This window comes from Alkalilimnicola ehrlichii, from assembly GCF_003399765.1.
Classification (GTDB): domain Bacteria; phylum Pseudomonadota; class Gammaproteobacteria; order Nitrococcales; family AK92; genus AK92.
Genome location: NZ_NFZV01000007.1, coordinates 58,886 through 77,757, shown reverse-complemented (window position 1 = coordinate 77,757; position 18,872 = coordinate 58,886). Strand labels below are relative to the sequence as shown.

General features: G+C 59.6%; 16 protein-coding genes. 7 read left to right on the top strand and 9 right to left on the bottom strand.

The features are described from left to right. Nucleotides 1-31: 31 nt before the first annotated feature. On the top strand, nucleotides 32-436 hold the full coding sequence (locus CAI21_RS08675; RefSeq protein WP_181919330.1) for a DUF4402 domain-containing protein: 405 nt from the start codon (nucleotides 32-34) through the stop codon (nucleotides 434-436). A 40-nt stretch (nucleotides 437-476) separates the two neighbouring features. On the opposite strand, the gene CAI21_RS08670 is transcribed toward CAI21_RS08675, so the two are convergent. Together CAI21_RS08670 and CAI21_RS08660 are read right to left on the bottom strand one after the other, a co-directional pair. Further along, the gene (locus tag CAI21_RS08670; protein ID WP_116301928.1) at nucleotides 477-1,205 is read right to left on the bottom strand and encodes a helix-turn-helix transcriptional regulator; all 729 of its coding nucleotides are present in this window, start codon (nucleotides 1,203-1,205) and stop codon (nucleotides 477-479) included. Between the two features lie 874 nt (nucleotides 1,206-2,079). Beyond that, nucleotides 2,080-2,970 (bottom strand): HEPN domain-containing protein, encoded by an 891-nt coding sequence (locus tag CAI21_RS08660; RefSeq protein WP_147305066.1) that lies wholly within the window; start codon nucleotides 2,968-2,970, stop codon nucleotides 2,080-2,082. Between the two features lie 221 nt (nucleotides 2,971-3,191). Between CAI21_RS08660 and CAI21_RS08655 the strand changes: the two genes are divergently transcribed. The 6 genes from CAI21_RS08655 to CAI21_RS08630 all read left to right on the top strand — a co-directional run bounded on the left by CAI21_RS08655 (nucleotide 3,192) and on the right by CAI21_RS08630 (nucleotide 11,026). Continuing rightward, a complete protein-coding gene (locus CAI21_RS08655) occupies nucleotides 3,192-4,424 on the top strand; it encodes a protein kinase domain-containing protein (RefSeq protein WP_116301925.1) in 1,233 nt (410 codons plus the stop codon). Between the two features lie 63 nt (nucleotides 4,425-4,487). Then, the gene (locus tag CAI21_RS08650; protein WP_116301924.1) at nucleotides 4,488-5,306 is read left to right on the top strand and encodes a hypothetical protein; all 819 of its coding nucleotides are present in this window, start codon (nucleotides 4,488-4,490) and stop codon (nucleotides 5,304-5,306) included. 241 nt (nucleotides 5,307-5,547) lie between these two features. After that, nucleotides 5,548-7,308 carry an alkaline phosphatase D family protein gene (locus tag CAI21_RS08645; RefSeq protein WP_116301923.1) on the top strand — a complete coding sequence of 587 codons (1,761 nt, stop codon included), beginning with the start codon at nucleotides 5,548-5,550 and terminating at the stop codon, nucleotides 7,306-7,308. A 25-nt stretch (nucleotides 7,309-7,333) separates the two neighbouring features. Further along, entirely contained in the window at nucleotides 7,334-8,203 is an 870-nt protein-coding gene (locus CAI21_RS08640) for a metallophosphoesterase (protein ID WP_116301922.1), read from the top strand. Continuing rightward, nucleotides 8,140-8,385, top strand: coding sequence for a hypothetical protein (locus CAI21_RS08635; RefSeq protein ID WP_116301921.1), 246 nt, complete (start codon nucleotides 8,140-8,142; stop codon nucleotides 8,383-8,385). The genes CAI21_RS08640 and CAI21_RS08635 overlap by 64 nt, the downstream gene beginning before the upstream one ends. Before the next feature lie 412 nt (nucleotides 8,386-8,797). Further along, nucleotides 8,798-11,026, top strand: coding sequence for an IgaA/UmoB family intracellular growth attenuator (locus tag CAI21_RS08630; RefSeq protein WP_116301920.1), 2,229 nt, complete (start codon nucleotides 8,798-8,800; stop codon nucleotides 11,024-11,026). Between the two features lie 103 nt (nucleotides 11,027-11,129). Here CAI21_RS08630 and CAI21_RS08625 read toward each other — a convergent pair whose 3' ends face one another. The 7 genes from CAI21_RS08625 to CAI21_RS08595 all read right to left on the bottom strand — a co-directional run bounded on the left by CAI21_RS08625 (nucleotide 11,130) and on the right by CAI21_RS08595 (nucleotide 18,839). Beyond that, a complete protein-coding gene (locus CAI21_RS08625) occupies nucleotides 11,130-14,567 on the bottom strand; it encodes an ankyrin repeat domain-containing protein (RefSeq protein WP_181919329.1) in 3,438 nt (1,145 codons plus the stop codon). A 423-nt stretch (nucleotides 14,568-14,990) separates the two neighbouring features. After that, nucleotides 14,991-15,377, bottom strand: coding sequence for a type II toxin-antitoxin system VapC family toxin (locus CAI21_RS08620; protein WP_116301918.1), 387 nt, complete (start codon nucleotides 15,375-15,377; stop codon nucleotides 14,991-14,993). After that, on the bottom strand, nucleotides 15,374-15,607 hold the full coding sequence (locus CAI21_RS08615; RefSeq protein WP_181919328.1) for a type II toxin-antitoxin system Phd/YefM family antitoxin: 234 nt from the start codon (nucleotides 15,605-15,607) through the stop codon (nucleotides 15,374-15,376). Before CAI21_RS08615 ends, CAI21_RS08620 begins: the two co-directional genes overlap by 4 nt. A gap of 299 nt (nucleotides 15,608-15,906) precedes the next feature. Next, nucleotides 15,907-16,788, bottom strand: a complete 882-nt coding sequence (locus tag CAI21_RS08610) for a hypothetical protein (RefSeq protein ID WP_116301917.1) — start codon at nucleotides 16,786-16,788, stop codon at nucleotides 15,907-15,909. After that, nucleotides 16,788-17,042 (bottom strand): hypothetical protein, encoded by a 255-nt coding sequence (locus CAI21_RS08605; protein WP_116301916.1) that lies wholly within the window; start codon nucleotides 17,040-17,042, stop codon nucleotides 16,788-16,790. The genes CAI21_RS08610 and CAI21_RS08605 overlap by 1 nt, the downstream gene beginning before the upstream one ends. 147 nt (nucleotides 17,043-17,189) lie before the next feature. Beyond that, complete coding sequence (locus CAI21_RS08600; protein ID WP_116301915.1) at nucleotides 17,190-18,320, bottom strand: hypothetical protein; 1,131 nt, start codon at nucleotides 18,318-18,320, stop codon at nucleotides 17,190-17,192. Nucleotides 18,321-18,635: 315 nt separating this feature from the next. Beyond that, the gene (locus CAI21_RS08595) at nucleotides 18,636-18,839 is read right to left on the bottom strand and encodes a hypothetical protein (protein ID WP_116301914.1); all 204 of its coding nucleotides are present in this window, start codon (nucleotides 18,837-18,839) and stop codon (nucleotides 18,636-18,638) included. Nucleotides 18,840-18,872: the final 33 nt, after the last annotated feature.

Here is an 18,872-nt window from a genome sequence, read left to right as displayed (position 1 = left end):
CAGGCACGCCATCTTAGCTGCGAGCCTACTGATGGCGCCGCCGGCCGCCGCGGAGCTGACCCTCACGAACACGCGTAGCTTAGCTTTCGGCGCCTTCGCACCCGGCAACAGCAGCGGCTCGGCCATACTCACCCCAGGCAGCACCCGAACCTGCCTGGGCACAGTCACCTGCATCGGTTCGACATACCACTCGGCAAGCTTTCTCCTGGAAGGCGAACCGGCGAGTAGCTACTCGCTGCACCTCCCCGAAGAAGCGATCATGACAAACGAGAACAACGACACCTTACTCGTCGACGACCTTACCCATAACGCACCCGGCGCACTCGACAGCACCGGTACGCAGACATTCAATGTCGGCGCCACCCTACACATCTCCGGCTCGCAGCCCGCCGGCAGCTATAGCGGCAATATCGAAATCACGGTGGAATACGAATGAGTGAAGGCGTTAGTACGCCTTCACGCTGAGGTTTGCCGGTTCAGAGCAGATCTTGCTGAACCGCGGCGGCAATAGCCTGAGCGCGATTGGTAACATCAAGTTTCCGATAGATATTGCTTAAGTGAAATTTAACCGTGCCTTCGGACAGTTGGAGAATCTTCCCGATTTCCCACACCGTCTTGCCATCGCTGGCCCATTTCAGAACCTCCTCCTCTCGCGGCGAAAGCCTCTGCGGAGGCAGCGGACGCTGGGCGCTGCGCATTGCGTTATGCAATGCAGATGTGGCACTGAACAAAGCCCACTCGGCGGCAGGTGTTAGGGTGTTTTTATCTACACTCAAGGAGCAAGCCGTTACTATCCGTGAACGCCCACCCCTTATGCAGCAAGCAAAACCCTCGCGAAGGCCAAAGTCGGCGGCCGCTTCAAAGAACATGCCGGGGCAGTCTTGCCCTACCCTCGCGTAGGCATCTTGCCACGGGTAGACGCCCTTATACTCGCGTGCATAACGAATAACCGGATCGACCTTGGCAAAATTTTCGGTAAGGTAAGTCTGTATCCATTGAGGGTGATAGCTATGATTGACCACTTTCTTGATAGGGCCATGGTCTACAAGATCGATCTGGCAAAGAATAATGCTGCCGCACCGGGTAACGTTCTGGAGCCAATCTAGCGTCTCGGGCATCCCCTTTTCCGGGTACGACAAACAGCTCAAAATATGCTCAACAAGCCCTGCGAGAATAGTTTTATCGACGTCGTAAGGCGTCAGCATGGCTAGATCCAGTCCTTTTGGTACTAACGGTAGCGCTGACTTATAGCCGCCGGGTCGCGTTCCTTCCCGTCGAACACGACTATTTCCAAATAGATCTAACGACCAACAAGGCAGCGCGTAGCCGATTCCATTCGAAAGAGGTACCGGAATTATAGACTTATGTGCCCCTAAACGTTAATTCGGCGTGCTTTTGCCGCTCTTAGGTATGTTCTTCTCGGTATCGGAATCCATTTCGGTTAACGCTTACCAACACAGCGCCCCCGATGGAGAGAAGTTTGTAACGATGTAGTCTCTCGCCACTCAACCCAGGTTATAGAGTGGTTGCTTGGTTAAGCAGTCTTTCTTTCTCATGCGAAGTGCTTGGTAATGATCCTCAAGAAAGAGGAGCAACTCCGGGGGGAACGACAGTCGGCGCGCCAACTCAAGCATTCCTCTGACTTCGTAGATACGCCGGTTCAGCCCAGGAGCGTAGTCATTGGCTTGCCGCGCTGTCGCGAGTTGTCTGGCCGTCTGGTCTCGAACGGCTCTGATTGTCGCGCACACTGCGCTGGCTTGGAAAAGGCAAGTTTTGTTTTCTCCAGACTTTCCATTCTCATCCATATCTTGGCGGGTACAACATACCGGCTCCATAACCCAACTCCATGGTCGACGAAAGGGTAGGCAGCCCAGAAACCACACCTACCGCCTCGGCACTTAAGCAAATATAAAGTTAGCGTTACCGAATTCGTTAACGTCGACCACTGGCCGAACGGCTAGGTGACGTCTAGCCTGTTTCGTGGGGAGGACGTAAGCGGGAGCCCCTTAGCAGGTATCCCCCGCATTACTGGCGCCCGGACAAACGCTCTCGCCCACCTTGTAGCAGGCGAGCGTCCGTTTAGAAGCTCTGGATGCGCTCGCGGCAGGATTGCTCGACCAAACTTCTTAAATGCTCGACTCGCTGAGCCAGCCACTCCAAATCCTCGCGACTGGCCTTGAATTTCTTGTTATAGCGGGACTCGATGTAGGCTTTCTTCAAAAGCTCGAAGCGCTTTTTATCCTCTTTCGTGACGTGCGGAAAGACGGGTATGAAACGCGGATCGCAAGTTACAACTTGTTTGCGGAGCTTTTCGATGTCGTGCTGCTTGGCTTTATAGCCGGTATAGACCAACAGCACCGTATTATAGAAGCGCTCGACGGATTGATGGAGCTCGAAGGCAGCTTTGGCATAGCTACCGCGCTCGAAGGCATTCTGAAAATCGATAAAAAACTCGTCGGCGCTATTAAACCAAAACTCAAAGTCTTCCTGAGCCTGCTCCTTACGCTCTTTCGCATCCAGTTCCCGCGGCGGCTCCAGTTCCACCCGGCCGCTGTCGTAGAGCACGATGCCTTCTTTGTAGAGATCGGTGTAGAAGTAATGCCCTTCCTGCAGATGCTTCTGCAACGGTCGGCAGTCTTCCACAATCAGGTTCGGCCAGGTCTTTAAGGCCGGATGCTCATGCACCCGTTGCTCGACCTTGCTCCACAACGGTTTGGATTTCTTCGTCCGCACCAGATCGGTGACCACCAGCAGATCGTAGTCGCTGCGGTATTCGTAGGTGATGTGCCCTTCGACGTAGCTGTCCTCCACCCAATTACCGCGGGCGTAGCTGCCGAACAACACGATCAGCTCCACGTCCACCAAGGCGGTGATGGTTTCAACAATTAAACGCAGCTCGCGCTGCTTATTATCCGGTAGGTGGGAAATATCCGTTTTCATGATGTCCAGCGGATCTCTTGATAAGAACAAACCTCGATTCTTACAGATTGAAGATCCTAAGGAAATAAGAGTGGGTTAAGCGGATAAAATGTCACGACTTTGAAAAGACGACCACGGCGAACGACGTGGCGCAAAAGATAAAGCTCGCCGCCCGCGTTCAGGGCTTACGAAGGCTTCACCACCCAAAGGATACCCCTCCGCGACATTAATTGGCGTAAGATGGCTCAGCTTCTGAAAAAGCACTTACAGTCATGGCAGAAAACGCACCTTTTGAAACGCTGCTCTTAAGCGCCGCCAACGGACGTCGGGTCGTGCACCTTGATCGTCCCCCGCTGGCCCGCGGGGGCGAAGGCACGATTTATCGTCTGGCAAACGAGCCGTTGGTGGCGAAGCTCTACCATGAGCCAAGTACCGAGCGCGAGGCCAAGCTTGATGCCATGCTGGCCGATCCGCCGCGCCTACCGCCGCTACAAAAGCATGGCCGCGCCTATCCGCAGCTCACCTGGCCGCTGGGCCGGCTGGAGGACACCCGCGGGCGTTTTCTTGGCTATGCGATGCCGAAGCTTGAGCTTGAGCGCACCGCGCCGTTGGAGTATTTGCTCAGCGCCCGCGGCCGACGCGCCCTCGGCTTGCCGGACGATTACCGCTTCCGCCTGAAAGTCGCCTACCAGCTTGCGCACCTGGTCGCCGAACTCCACGCCCACGGCCATCACCTGATCGACCTCAAGCCCGGCAACTTCCATGTCTATACGGACGCGCCAGTGGTGGCCGTACTGGATACCGACGGCTTCAGCATCCGCAGCACCGAGCGCCAATACCCCGCGCACGTCTACACCGACGGCTACATCGCGCCCGAAGCGCTGCAACAAAGCCAGCCCCCCGAACAGCTCGGCGAGGCGCAGGATCGTTTTGCGCTGGCCGTCGTTCTGTTCCAATTATTGAATCAGGGCCTTCACCCTTACCAAGGGGTGCCCAACGGCAGAGACCAACTGCCCGCAACCAATGGCGAGCGCGTCCAAGCCGGCCTCTACGCCTATGCTCGCCAGGCACACCCGCAGCTTGCTCCCTCGCCCTGGAGTATCCACAGCCACTTCGACGAAGCCCTTCACGATCTGTTCGAGCGGGCCTTTCTGAAAACGCGGCATCGGCCTGCCGCTCAGGAATGGACGGAGGAGCTTAAGGCGTATTTAGACCCGCACGGAAACCGTGTAAGCGCCTGCACCGCGGACGCCGATCACCTTCAGTTCCGCAAGGGCTGCCCTTGGTGCGCCAATGCCGCCGACACCCGACAACAACCTGCCCCCAAAAATCCGACGGTAAAAAAAGGCCACAAGCAAACGAAAAGCCCCGTCAAGCAATGCCCAAGCAACCGCCAGCCTCTATCGCGTCGATGGCGCTACCGGCCAACGCACGCCGCTAACGCTCGCGGCAAGGCTTGGCAACCCGATGGGAGGGCACAGGTACGATATTGCCGGAATCGATAACGAGCACGCCATCGTGTTCAGAGGTCGCCGCCCCGGCACGATGTCGAAAAACGCATCGACGATATGCTACGCGCACCTCCGGACACGCTAAGCACGGTCAGCGACGGCGAAAACCTGATGCTGTTCGAATGGCCCACCGCGCGGATCGAGGACCCTGCCGGCAATTTCCGCGGTTACACGGTGCTAACCGATAACAAGATCTATCACAGCAACCTCGGGAGCGAACTCGGCCTCCCACCGTATGGCTGGAGCAGGCAAGAGCGCCGGCTCACGTTAGCAAAACACCTATGTACGCGGCTCGCCGACCTGCACAACAAAGGCCATTGCGTTATTGCGCTGGACCCTCGCAAAATTCACCTGCCTTACATTTCCTTTCAAGAGCCGAATGTGCGTCTGACAAGGTGCGCGAACTTTAGCATCAACAGCCACGATGGTAATCGTCATCCGGCACGACAACGGCCTTCGCCCGAGTATACGCACCCTCAGGCGCTACTGGGGCAAATCGAGGCAAACGCCTTGGGGCAACGGCAGGACGAGTACGCCTTAGCCGTCATTCTCTTTCAGCTACTTAACGTCGGGATTCACCCCTACGACGGCGTCTGGGAAACCGGCGAGAAAACCGGCCGACGCACACGGGAACTACGAGATAGGGTAGCGCAACGGCTCTACCCCTACGGGCGCAAAGGCAACGCTCGGTTACGCCCCATGGCGGAAAGTAAGCACAAGACCTGGTCGCGCCCGCTACAGCGGATGTTCGAGCAGGCATTCGCCAAGCAACGGCCGCCGTCGGCGAAACAGTGGTTACGGCAACTGGAGCGGGAGACGGCCGAGCCCACTTGGATGCGTCGCCTCTTCGCGGCTGTGCTGCCACAGTACACGTAACGAAATCCCGCTGCCAATTGCCTGCGGCCACATGGTCGGCAAGGCATTGGCGATTGAGTTAGCACCCTCCGCCACAACCCCACCGGCAGACCTTGTTTCGCCCGCCTCGCGACATAACCCAACCGCATCGAAACGCCGTTTATCGCTCACCGAAAACGTCAAGAACACCTAATAAAACCGTCATAACACGCCCCTATGCTGCCTCGCCTGGGAAAACAGCAAAAACAAGGTAATTCCATCCATGGACGATAAATTTCCGCTGCGCCCCCTATTGGGCAGCTCAATCAGCCGACGTCAACTATTGGGCAAAGCACGCGATTCGCTCGCCGGGCTTGCCGTTGCGAGCGTATTGGTAGGCTGCGAGGTCGACGCCGACTCGGCGTCGCTCGACGGCACGCATCCGAACCCTTTTCTACACGGCGTTGCCAGCGGCGATCCGCTAACCGATAGCGTCATTCTCTGGACACGCGTCACCACGAGCAGGTATGACGCCGTCCCGGTCACATGGCGCCTCGCGCGCGACCCGAATCTGCAAGACATCGTCGCCACCGGCGAGGCGCTCGCCGTCGACGAGCATGACTACACCGTACACATCGATCCTGGCGGTCTGGAGGCCGGCAGCGTGTATTACTACCAGTTCTCGGCGCTGGGTCACGACTCGGCCATCGGCAGAACGCGCACCGCACCCAGCGGCCACATCGAACGCCTGCGGCTCGCCTTTTGCTCCTGCTCCAGTTACTCGCACGGCTTTTTCAACGCCTACCGAGCCCTCGCCAACCGGCGCGATATCGACGCCGTGCTGCATCTCGGCGACTACATCTACGAATACGGCCCAGGCCAATATGCCAGCGACCGCATGGAAAACGACGGCCGCATCGTCGAACCCGGCCACGATATCGTGCAGCTCCAGGACTATCGCACCCGCTACGCGCAATACCGGCTCGACCCCGATCTCCAGGCCGTCCATCAACAACACCCGTTTATCGCCATCTGGGACGACCACGAATCGGCTAACGATTCCTGGATGCATGGCGCCGAGAATCACGACGAACAAACCCAGGGGCGCTGGGAAGTACGCCGAGCCATCGCCGAGAAAGTCTTCCACGAATGGCTGCCGATCCGCCCTTACGCGGCCGACCATTACCAGCGCATCTACCGCAGCTTCCGCTTCGGCGACCTGGTCGACTTGTTTATGCTGGACACACGCTTGTACGGCCGCGACGAGCCGGCCCACCGCATCCCCATCGATGCCCGCACCCTACAAGACCCGAACCGGCAAATGCTCGGCGCCGAACAGGAAAGCTGGCTGGAACACGGCCTGTATAGCTCAAACTGCACCTGGAAGCTGATTGGGCAGCAAGTCATGTTTGCCCAACTCAACCTACTCCCCGCGCTGCCGATCCTAAGCAACCTGATGGATCGCACCAAGCTCATCGGCCCCATCGTCGGGGCCATGCCGCTGGTCGGCAACCTCATCTCCGGCGACGGCCAATTGCTCAACGTCGACCAGTGGGACGGCTACCCGGCCGCACGCGCACGCGTGATGAACATGCTGGCGAACATCGACAACCCCATCGTCCTCAGCGGCGATATTCACACCTCCTGGGCTAACGAACTCACGCCCACCCCGAACAATCGGGTGCGCTACTCGCCGATCACCGGTCGCGGCAGTATCGGCGTCGAGTTCATCACGCCTTCCATTACCTCGCCCGGCCTCGGCATTCTAGACCCGGTGGCCGACTCCCTACGGGTGGTCAACCCGCACATCAAATACGTCGATCTGCGCCGCCACGGTTACGTGCTGCTCGATATCACCCATGAGCGCACACAGGCCGAATGGTGGTACATCGACACGCTCTACCAGCGCTCCGCCACCGAGTACTTCGGCAAAGCCTTCACGGTAACCGCCGGCAGCCCCGTACTCGCCACCTCTCGTCAGGTCACCCAAGCGCGCCCGGACGCACCGCCGCTGGCGCCCATGACGCCACGCACCACAACCTGACACCACGCGCAACCGGAGAACATCGATGAAACGCTTAGCTTATAGCGCGGCTTTGCTCGCCTTCCTGTTGGCATTGCAAGGCTGCGGCAGCGAGTCGGACAACAACGACAGCGCCGACAACAATCCGCCGCAAGAGGAAACGCAACCGACGCTGCGCTTTATCGCCGTTGGCGATACCGGCACCGGCGGCGAGCGCCAATACCGTGTGGCCGACGCCATGCAGCAAGTCTGCCTCGAACGCGGCTGCGACTTCGCCCTAGGCCTTGGCGACAACATCTACGAGGTCGGCGCCGGCAGCCCCTACGACCCTCAATTCGAGGAAAAATTCGAACTCCCCTACCGTAACCTCGACTTCACCTTCTACATGACCCTCGGCAACCACGACAATTCCCTGCTGACCGGGCTCGGGCTCTACAACGATCAGGGCCAAAATCAGGTTGCCTACCACTACCGTGCCGACCGGAGCAGCGAGAAATGGTACATGCCTTACCGCTATTATTCGGTTGAGCACGAACATGCCTTATTCATGTCCTTAGATTCGAACCCGCTCGTCACGCCCGGCGATAATCACCCCAACCGCGGCCCCATCACCGGCTATAAAGAAACCCAAACGCGGTGGTTTCTGAGCACGGTGGAAAGGTCGCCGGCAACCTGGCGTTTCGCTTTCGCCCATTACCCCTACATTTCCAACGGGCGCCACGGCAATGCCGGCCGCTACGATCTCATCCCCGGCCTAGGCATACGCTATAAACGGTTTCTGGAAAAACGGTTTGCGAGCATGTCGACGTATTCTTCGCCGGCCACGATCACGACCTGCAATGGCTGCCGCCCGTGGAAGACTGCCCCAACACCGAGTTCATCGTCAGCGGCGCCGGCGCGAAACAAAGGCCGCTAAGCAGCCTGCAAGCCAACTCAAGCTTCTATCAGGCGGGCGAGGTCAGCGGTTTCTTCTGGATCGAAATCATCGGCGACACCTTCTACGGCGCCGCCTATGAAGTCGATACCGACGGCACGCCGGAACTCGTCTTCGAACGCAGCTTCGTGCGTCGTGGCGCACTGGCCGCGCAAGAAGACTAATCCGGCCAGTAGCGGATCGGCCGCTCGACCACTAAGTATGAAGCGGCGCGCCTCCCCGGCGCGTCGCTCCAACTCGACAAGCCGCTAAACAGCCCGCCCCTCCTCTGCTCCAAGCGCCTATGGGCGTTAAATCAAATAGTGAAATTAGATCTTTTCCACCTTCCTGAATTAATATAAGCCTCTTCAGCGGCGCCTTGATCATGTAGGGGGATGGTTAACGCACCGCTTTCCACGACGACGCGCAAACAACACATCAGCTCTTCCGGAAGTAATAAAGCTCCAGTAGAGGCGTCGTTTTCGTCAGGCCAGCCACTTGGCCTGTAACTTGGGGGGAACGGGTAGCCCGGCCGCCGTTCTACGGCTGCCTGAGCAATGCCTCTCTACGCTACCCGCCGAACAGTACGGATTGGTTATGGCCACCTTACAACTCATTCTTTTCGCCATCATCATCGTCTCATCGATCGTTAGCCTCATCAGCTATTACTCCCGCCGCGCCGATAACAAGGCCGCCATGCGCGAGCTGCGGCAAGACGGCCAGGCCATTCGCTTACTCGATAAAGAAGAACGGGCCTGTATCGAGGCGCTTGATAACGAGTCGCTCAGCCCGGTGCCAACCGTCGAGCTGCTGGCGGATTCCGTCTTTCGGATCGAAGGGCCGTATCTACGCCACGGTATTTCCGGCGGCAACGGCGGCGAAACCATGCACGACACCATCGGCGGCGTCGAGGTCGTGCTGCCTTACGATGCCACCGTCTTCCTCGCCCCACACAATGTCGCCGAAGTGGTGCTAACGCCAAAGTTTGCCCTCGTCGTACGACTGAACGATGCCTTCGACATCCGCGGCGGCTACGCGCGCGCCCAAGCCGAACGCAAGCGCCAAGAGCGGTGGACGTCAGGCGACACAGGAGCGCTGTCGGTAGCCGAGTCTGCCGCCGCCGACGCGCAAGCACACGCCGCGCCCGAGTCGAGTGCCGACAACACCAAAGCCGAGCACCCGGAAGCGCAGGCCATCGAATCCGCGCAGGTGCTCGGGCAACGAGAAGAAACCCCAGCCGAGGCCGCCGCCCGCAACCATCCGGGCTACGGCATACTGGCCGCACTGGCCATGCTAGCCAGTTTCATCTCGCTCCTTATCGCGGGCAACAGCCTAAGCCCCTGGCCTTGGGTAATCGCAAGTGTTGCGCTACTGGTACTCGGCCAATGGCTGCTCCTGCGCCGGCGCAAAGCCAAACCGCCGCAACCGGTAAACCACGTCCGCGGCAAACTAACGCTGCTCGAATGGCGCAACCCGAGCGACAACACGCAGCGCTGGCAACTTTACGTCGGCTCCGACCTGCCGGTGACGCTACCCAAGCACTGGGCGCCGTTTTTCACCGCCAAGTCCGATGCGACGGTAGATCTCGATGTCAGGGTCGACGACCAGACCATCGTGCGCTACGGCAATACCCTCTCGCTCGACAACGAGACCCGCCACTTCCCTCCTATCCACTGGGGGAAGCACTTATTGCTCGCGCTCACCGGCTGCTTGATGGTGGCCATTGCTTTGATCAACAACGACCAAATCAGACTGGATACCGCGCATGTACAAGCGGCGCTATTGAACGGCGAACCGCAAACGCTGACCGACCCGGAACGGGTACTGGCTCAGCCGCCGAGTCCGGGCACCATGGTTCGCCTTCAAGGAGAGGTGCGCTGCCAGCTGCCCCAAGACGACCATGACGGTTTGCGGGAGGTGAGCTGCCGCCAAGTACGCTGGGGCGCGCCGGCGCCGCAGGTTGCCGATGTCGAACTCGACCCGGAGCTGGTTCGTCTCTATAACGGCGAGCTCCTAAGCACGCAACGCGACCGCAGGCTGGAGCTGATGGTGCAAATGGAGGCGATCCGCAGCGGCAACCACCGCGGGGGCACCACCGAGGTACACCGCCTCAACAACCTCGGCGAACTGATCCTCGCCATCGACCGCGAGTGCACGAGCCGTACCTCCGGGTCGGCCCGAGCCTGCGGCCAATTGCGGAACTTACTGCTATCGAATGTCGCCTTCTTCGGCGATACGCCGGCCCCGGACAACTGGAACGCGCTCGTGGAATATGCTCGTAGCGAGCAGTTACACAGCGGGGCCGCCAATCGATCCACGGTAAGAAACTTACGTTCGCACCTAGAACAGCTGGGCGCAGCACAAATGACGGCTCAGTACACCCCTCACCTGCGCGACGCGAACCGCAGCCAACAAGGCGGCGTCGTGCTGCCGCTAGCGCCGGCGGATGCCGAAATACTGCGTTACTCGGCACCCCAGAACTATGTCCAAGCGGTATTCCCGAGCGCAAACGCCAATAGCGACCTGACACCGTGGGAAGTGCAATGGCGGGCTTATCAGGCCTTATCTGGCGACGAAGGCCTATGGCCGCTGGATCTGACCGGACTGGTTACGGGCCACCGCAGCGACAACAACGGCGGCTTGATTCTCGAAGTCACCGCCGAGCGAGTACCGGAGAACGTCCTCCCCGCCGCACTTCGTTTAGCCGCATTACTCATGGGCATGCTGGTGCTGGCGATACACGGCGCTCTGTGGCTACTGAAGTTCGCCCGCGCCGAAAAACGCAAGCAGGCCATAGACGCGCATTACGCAGCACTGCCTCGCTAACGGAATCGCTCGACCGCCTCGGGCGGGGTTCGCGCATTCAAAACAGCGAACCTCGCCCAGGCATTATTGTTCGTAATGCCTGCTTGGTAGCGATCGCCCTGCCCTACTCCCTAGGCGGTAACGAGCATCCAAACATGTTGCTCTGAAAAAACGCACTGATTTCCCCGTTCCAGTCAGAGTAGAAGAACTCATCGCCGCCCAAACGGACTATTTCTTCCGTGATGTCGCAGGGATCGCCACCGATTTCCAAGCCCAGGCGAACGAACTCATTATTGCCATGCCGAGCCGCGTGCACGAAGGGCGACTGACCGTGGCGGTTGCGGCGGTTCAAATCCCCTCCCGCACGTACCAACAAACCCAGTGCCTGCCGATGCTCCCTAAGCAGCGGCGCTCCTGCAGGGCCACTGCGCGTCGAATTGGGCTCTTGGCCGAAACCGACACCAAGCAGAGACAACGGCGTGTCACCGCTGGACGATTCGAAGTTGGGATCAGCCCCGGCCGACAGCAGCGTCCCTACACAGTCCGAAAAGCTGCTTTGAGGTGCGCTCCTACCTAACGCCGGCTGCTGCATCTGGACCATCAACGCTGAACGGCCTTCGGCATCCGGCTGGTTGATCGGTGCTCCCGCCGCGACCAGTGCGGGAATAAGCCCGCAGCGGCCAAGCGTTACCGCACGGGAGAGCGGCGTGTCGCCATCATATTGGCCGTCAAGACCGCCATGGCGTCCAAACAGCTCTACCAGCGCCTCAATCTCTTCATCCGGGAACGGCGCTCCAATTAGGCGATGATAGACGCTCGCATCGCCCACAATGCGGGCATCGCGCTCGAGCAGCAGGCGGGCCGTTTTAAGATGACGGTCGCTCAGCTCGTCGGCGCCGAGCGCGCGAAGCAGGGCCTGATCGAGCGCGTCCTGGGGCATCCGATCACTTTGCAATAGCGCCTCGACTTGACCGACGCTGCCGCTCCCGGCCCAGTATCGCAAGGCCCGCGCCCGATCCTCGGGGCTCGGGTTGGGCAAAACCTCAGCAACATCCTCGGCACCATGCCTGGCAGCCACAAGCAACGGATTATCGCCATTGGCATTGCGCCGCTGTGGATCGCTCCCCGCATCGAGCAGCAAACGCGCTACCCGCGCGTTGCCCGGCCGCATGGCCGCATGCATCAGCGCAGTGAAACCGTGCGCTGCCGGCTCATCGACCGCCGCTCCCCGGCTAAGGAAAAGTTCGACCAAGTCGTCACGGCCAAGTTGCGCCGCCAGGGTCAGCGGCGTCTGACGACCGTGCCCCGGCACATCCGCGCTATCGAACTCGTACAGGCGGTCAAGCGCGGCTCCTTGCGCCAGATAAGCATCGACCACCGCAACCGGAGCATTTACCAATGCATCGAGAAAATGCAGGTCATCGAACGGATAACCCTTCCCGATAAGCTGAACGGCCGTCGCCGGAGCCTTCTCAAGCGCCAGGTCCAGAGCATCGACTGACCTGTCGGTAGCCGGCTCATGGCAGGCTATGGGAAACGGAACCTGATGGCTCAAAAAGTGTTCGACCGGTCTCGTCCAGCCTTGGAAGAGAGCAAGACACAGACCGGCCTGCAACAGCTCGGGCGAATACGCCGCCTGAGGCTGTGGCAATCGCTGATCGTACTGGACCAGCACCGCCAGCGCGCTAGCGGCAGCGTTTCGCACAGCAAGGTCCGCCAGAGCAACCGGCTGCTCCGCGTATGGCCCCGCCGATGGCGCTGCCAGATCGGCACCGTCCTCGGCAAGAGCCGCCAGTATGCGCCACTCATCGTTGGCCACGGCAAGCCCCTCGGGGGTGGCGATCGCACCTGCTTCTTGATAGGCCCCTTGCAGAAAACGCACCAATGCCGGCCGAGTCCCCTCGCGCAAACTCTCTTGTCGCGCCACTTCGCGCACCGCGCCCCACTCGCGCTCACCCGCCGCGCTTTCCCGCAGCACGTTCCGCAATTCAAGGTCCGCATGGTCGAAGACCCGGGCACGCAATAGGCCGCGGAGCTGCTCGTCCAGTACCGGGGTAGCGGCCGCTTGGTACACCAAGCCGAAATTGCGTGCGGAGTTCGCCCGCAGCGCCCGCTCCAGCCAGTAGCCGGGATCGTCCGCTATCCGATCTTGCCAGTGAGGAATAAGTGCACGGAGCGTCTGCTCACTGTTCGAAGCCAATGCATGTTCAAGCAAATCCTCATACTCGATACGCCAATAGTCCGCCGAGAGGTTGAATGCGTGCTCCTCGGTCAGCTGCACTGCACGCGTTGCGTCGTCTCTGCCGATAGCCTTGAACAAAGCCGATTCGGGAGACGCTCCCCAATACCAGGGCAGCGCAACGGCGACGGCCAACACCGCCGCAGCCATTCCGCCTGCGACCCAGCGCCAAGGCGTTGATCGGCGATTCGCACTCGCCGGCTGCACATTAGCCGCACTGCCTGATGTCGTACTAGCCGCACCGACGGATGCCGCGCTAACGCTTGGCGGCGGTGTCTGGGCATCTTGCGTACCATCCTGCAAGGCACACAGACCGCAGGTGTCTGTGAAATAGGCATGATCCGCAACCCGCTCGCACTGCCGAAGCCCGCCCGGCTGCAGAAGCGTACGCAGGTGCTCGGTCCACTCGGCTGCGGAAGGCCGGTGCCGCTCATGCTCGAACGCCTGATCGAACAAAGCGCGTGTCGAAGCGGCGAAGAAGCGGTGAGTACTCCATGGCGAAGGCAGTAACAGCGCATTGGACCGTCTCCCATACGCATAAAGCCCCGCTCGGATGCGCTCCCCATTGCTTGGCGGCACTTGCGCACCCGGCCTGGGCACGCCCTGATAGGGGTGCAGCCCTTGGTTGAGCAGCTGGAACAGAATAACCGCGAGCGCGAAGCGGTCCTGCTCCTCGCCCAACCGATCCGCAGTCAGGCCCTGCCGCAAGGCCTCCGGCGCGATATAGCCGTCCGTGAACACCTGTGCCGGAAAACGCTCGGCATCCCCACGAATACTGAAACCGTCGGTATCGAGTAGTGCTACAGCCCCCTGGTCGGAGTAAACGTTGATATTCCCAGGCTTTAGATCGATGACGTGATGCCCGTGGGCATGCAGTTCGGCAATTAGGTGCGCGAGGTTATATGCCGCCGTCACCCGATACCGGTAATGCTCCGGTAAGTCATAGGCGCGGCGCGCCTTTGCGGAAAGGAGGTTATCCAGCAACGTCGCGCGACGCAGATCCACCAGCGGCATCGCGTAGCCGAAGAAGTTGCCGCGCGCATCCTCCAGCAGACCCACCGGCCAAGTCAGCTGGACGTAACGCCGCCCCCGCCGCTCCAGCACCGGAAGCTCGGGCGGATCCGCCAGCATGGCTTCGACCTTCGCGCGGCGCTGTAAATCCGGGCGGTGGTAGAGCTTAGCCACCAGCGGCGGATCGCCGGCTAATCGATAGATCGTGCCCTCGCCACCCCGGGCGATGGACTCCCCTTGCAGATGTACCGGCCGTCGCGCTTGCGACGTAACCAAAACGAGGTGCATTGGATGCGAAGTATTATTTGCCATGATTATTTTCGGATCTGCGGTGAGTAGGTCGGCCGGGGCAAAAGCGAGGTTTAGCGTTTGTTTTTCCGGCATGGATCATCGTGCCGTTCTCGGGGGCAGCGTACCATAACCGTCAGCGGCTGATCCCGAAACGCTTGGAAGGTAAATTTGCGAAAGATCAAACGGGCGCTTCGGACTCCGCATAATGCCAATGCAGCAACAACACCTCTCGGCGCGCTAGTCGCAGCCTTCGTCGGCCAACCAACAAGCACCCGCCCGGCACAACGCCGGTTGATTGGATGGCCTCTTGTTCCTTTGCTCCTCTACGGCTTAGTCTATTTTTAATCGGCGACCTAGAAAGATCCGATTTCAGTCTTATCTTTGCGCAGGTCAGGCAACAACTACGCCGACAGATAGGGGCGAGATAAAGGGTCGTTCATGTTATTACCTCCGCGCATCCATCACCCGGATGCCGTATTGCGGTATCTGCTCATCCGCCGTGACCAGCACCAGCCCTTCGGCCTGCACCTGCGCGATCAACATTCGGTCGAAGGGGTCGGCGTGCAGTCGCGGCAACGCACCGGCCTGCTCGCCATGGAAAAAAGTGATCGGCAAATGCTCAAAGCCTTCTTCTTCGACGATGCCATCGAGGTCGTCATCCACTTCTAATTTCCCCAACGCCCGCTTGATAGCGATCTCCCAGCCGCTGGCCGCGCTGACAAACACGAGGCTACGTTCATCGGCAATCGCCGCGCGCGCACGCTCACCCAATTGCGGGTCATCGCTCAGCCACCAGAGAAACGCATGGGTATCGAGCAAAAGCCGTCTCATTCCTGCCCCTCGAAAGCGCGAATCACCTCGTCCGGCGTGGCGTCAAAGTCCGGCGCCATCGTGATCTTACCGGCCAGGCGGCCAGGCGTACGCTGACGCCGGCCGTCGCGCAGCGGCAAAAGCTCCAGATAGGGCTTGCCGGCTTTCGCGATCACCACCCGCTCGCCCTGGTACACCTTCTCGGCCAATTGCGAGAGCTTGCTCTTCGCTTCGTGCATGTTGACTTGCATAGCTTACTCCTTAATCCCTTTCTTTAAGGAAACGCTGAATGTAGCGCATCCCTTCGCTGGCCGCCCAAACCTAGTCTAGCTTAGCTAAGCTTAGATTAATTAGTAATGACTTGTCTAGCCAAGATTGCCGAACACGCGGGGAAGCGAGGACAGTTAAGCGATGGCCGCCTCGATGGCCAACACAGGATAGGGGTAGCAGACCGGACAAGCCCGCTCGAACGACCCGTCGGCGGCATTCCGAAAGCACCCGCTCTCGTATCGGATACCCTTTCCTAGCGACTCAGGCGGCACGCCACCCGTTAGCTCGTAGCGTCGGCGTGCGCGCCGCCCCCTGCCGCCATAAGCGCCCGTGCCTCCGCCTCGCCGACCCGCCGCCAACGCCCGTCCGGCTCCCGGATCCAATTCGGCAGGGTGCCGAGTTCCTTGGGCTCAAAACGCCGATAGTTACTGTCGGGATCAAGGTCGCGGAGGTATGCGATTACATCGCCACCATGAGTTTCGTTCGCCATATATTGAAAGGAATATTCATCCGAACCGGCCGGGCGACTCATAAACTGCACAATATGCCGCCACGCCCGCTCTGTTTTCTTATCGTGCCCCTCATAGCCCGCACCCGCGACAACAACCATACGCGTCTGAGCAGGGTAGCCGTCTCGCAACAGATCCCACCCGGGCCGAACGACATACAGGGCAGTTGCGCTGCGCAGGTTGGCATAACCGGAAGGATAGTCGGTAATACAGAAACTCGCGTCCTGAAAGCGCACCCGATCCACCCCGTCGCCGAACCGGTGCGGGATATGCACCAACTGCCGAACACGGTCGAACACGATAAAGCGTCGGTATAGCGGCTTCAATGCCCCCCACATGATAAACGGGTAGACCAACGCCGCAAAGCCCAGCCCAAGCAACAAAATCACCCCACTGCCGATGGCCGTGAAGAGGAGGATAAAGGTAATGGCGAGAATCAAGCTCCCAAACCCGAGACAAAAATACAAGGCCGCGAACGGCGAGTAGCCAACGACCAAGTACTCGCCGAAAGTTATGCCGCCGCCAAAAAGCACCTCTTCTTGGTCCTGCCGCCATAACACGGACGTGTCGTTGACCGGCGATACCGGCAGTTTACCCTCCCGTAGCGCCCGCGCCGCTTCCGCATGGCTGGGCCCGCCCCGATAAACCGGCATTACTGCCACCTCCCAGATTGGTTCAGATCCCACTTAATCAATTCGTCCTCAAGCGGCACCTCGGCCACCCGGCAGTCTGTGTCCGTGATAACGACCGGAGGCGGCGGCTCATGCAATTCGGCAATGCGCCGATACTCCGCCTCGTTGAACGAGCCGTACCTATCGGGGCGCGACAGCCCGCCTTGCGGATTGAACGTCGCCTCCACGTATGTACCATCGAGCGCCACCAATAGAAGAGCAACAGCAACTACCAACCCTTTACCCCGTTAAACGGTGTCCCGGAATGCACCTCGCCAACTGTTGGAATGTTAGACCTGCCCCTGGGCCACGGCACCTAAGCCAAAAACAACAAAGCCGCCCGGCGGCGGCCTTGTCTCATGCACAGCGCCCAGTTGAGGGCGCTAGTCGCACCCCTCATCCGTCAACCAACACGCCCCGGCCTCGCGCAAGGCCGGTTGCCAGGGATCGCGGTGGAAGAGTACGCGCAGGGCGGCAAAGTAATTCGGGCTTTCCTGAGTCACATAGGCCCACAGCCCCCAAGGCCCGTAAGGCAAAGCCGTCCCCAGTGGACGCGGCCGCCTCACGCCGTACGGGTTACCCTCAGAACCATCACTTAAACCAAAGACAGATCGAAACTCCAATATGGCACGATCTCTAGCAACCCGTTGGCGACCTTCAAAACGAGTATCCTGGGGGGTATCGGAACTCAATCGAAGCCTATTGGGAGCAAGCTTTTCGAGTTTGAATCGTGGTCCAGGCTCAATAACTACCAAAGTATATCCGGGATACTTCCAACTCAGATACCGGCGCGGATGACGACTCACATTCCGTGGCCTGAACTCTCCCCCATAACGTTTTTCTAAGCCCTCAATCCCACCGCGATCATTCAATTGGGCATCGACGCTTGCGTGCAATTCCGCAAAATCCACCTCGTGCAAAGCATTTACGAATTTTTGACTACAACACCCTCCTGCTTTGGGCAACGATGGGCCAGCAGAGATGCTCTGTGGAACCATTCGACGCCAATACGACTTCGGGCGACCAAAGACAACAAACACCTCGTTAAAGTCCAACACCCGCATATCATTCAAGGTGAGTTCAACAGACTGAAACCCCGACTGCCCCTCAGTAGCCATCCGCTTCTCGATAAGCGCGTCGATAGCCTCTCGGATTTCCTGCAAATCACCCAACGCAACGTCCTCTGGCGGAGCCGCAACGATTGCTTGCGCCAAGGTATGCAAAGCCAGCACGGCCACGGGCAGCAGCCCCATCAGCGCAGCCGTCACCCCTCGGCGCGGCCCGGCCTGCTTCCATAGCGTCACCACCCCCTGCGCAATCACCACCAGGAAACCCAGCGACGCCAGCAATAACAGGAGATAAAACCCGTCCAAATGCCTGTCAACCCTGTGGGCATAATAGATCTGGTCGATCACCATCTCGGTGATCACAAACCACACAAACCAGATAAACCCGACGGCGACCAGCCACCAACGCGACTCCGGCTTCTTTAACGGCCCGTGGAAAAAACTCATTATGCGTTTGACAACCTCTTAGACAACATGTGATCCGGATGCCCGCCCGTTTCGATCACATGCAGCGCCGAGACGGCCACCTTGTTATCCGGCCAAACACCGATGCCCAAAACAGCAAGGCCCACCGACCTCGTCGAGCGCGGTGGGCCTGGGTTGTAGCGACGACCTACCTACGAGCGCGCGCTTCGGCTTCCTCGTCCCGGCGCGCCTTCGCCCAGGCCCGCTCCGCGCCCACCAGGCTTAGCGCACTGAACGGAAACAGCGGAATACTGCCAATCAACACCAGCCAGGCGCCCCACTTCGGCTTACCCGCCGCTATGACCAAGCCCCCACAAAGGCCAAACCACTGATCCCCATCAGCACGAGCATGAATATCCCCATGGGCACGAATTCTTCATAGATCGAATTCACCTGCCGCAGGACCATCGGCAAAACCGCCAACAGCAATAGCGCATTGAGCGCCAACCCACTAATCAACCAGCCGTTAGCCGTCTGCCACGCTTTCGCAAATTCTTTCATTGTGGTTCTCGCTTTACGCCCGAATCGTGACAC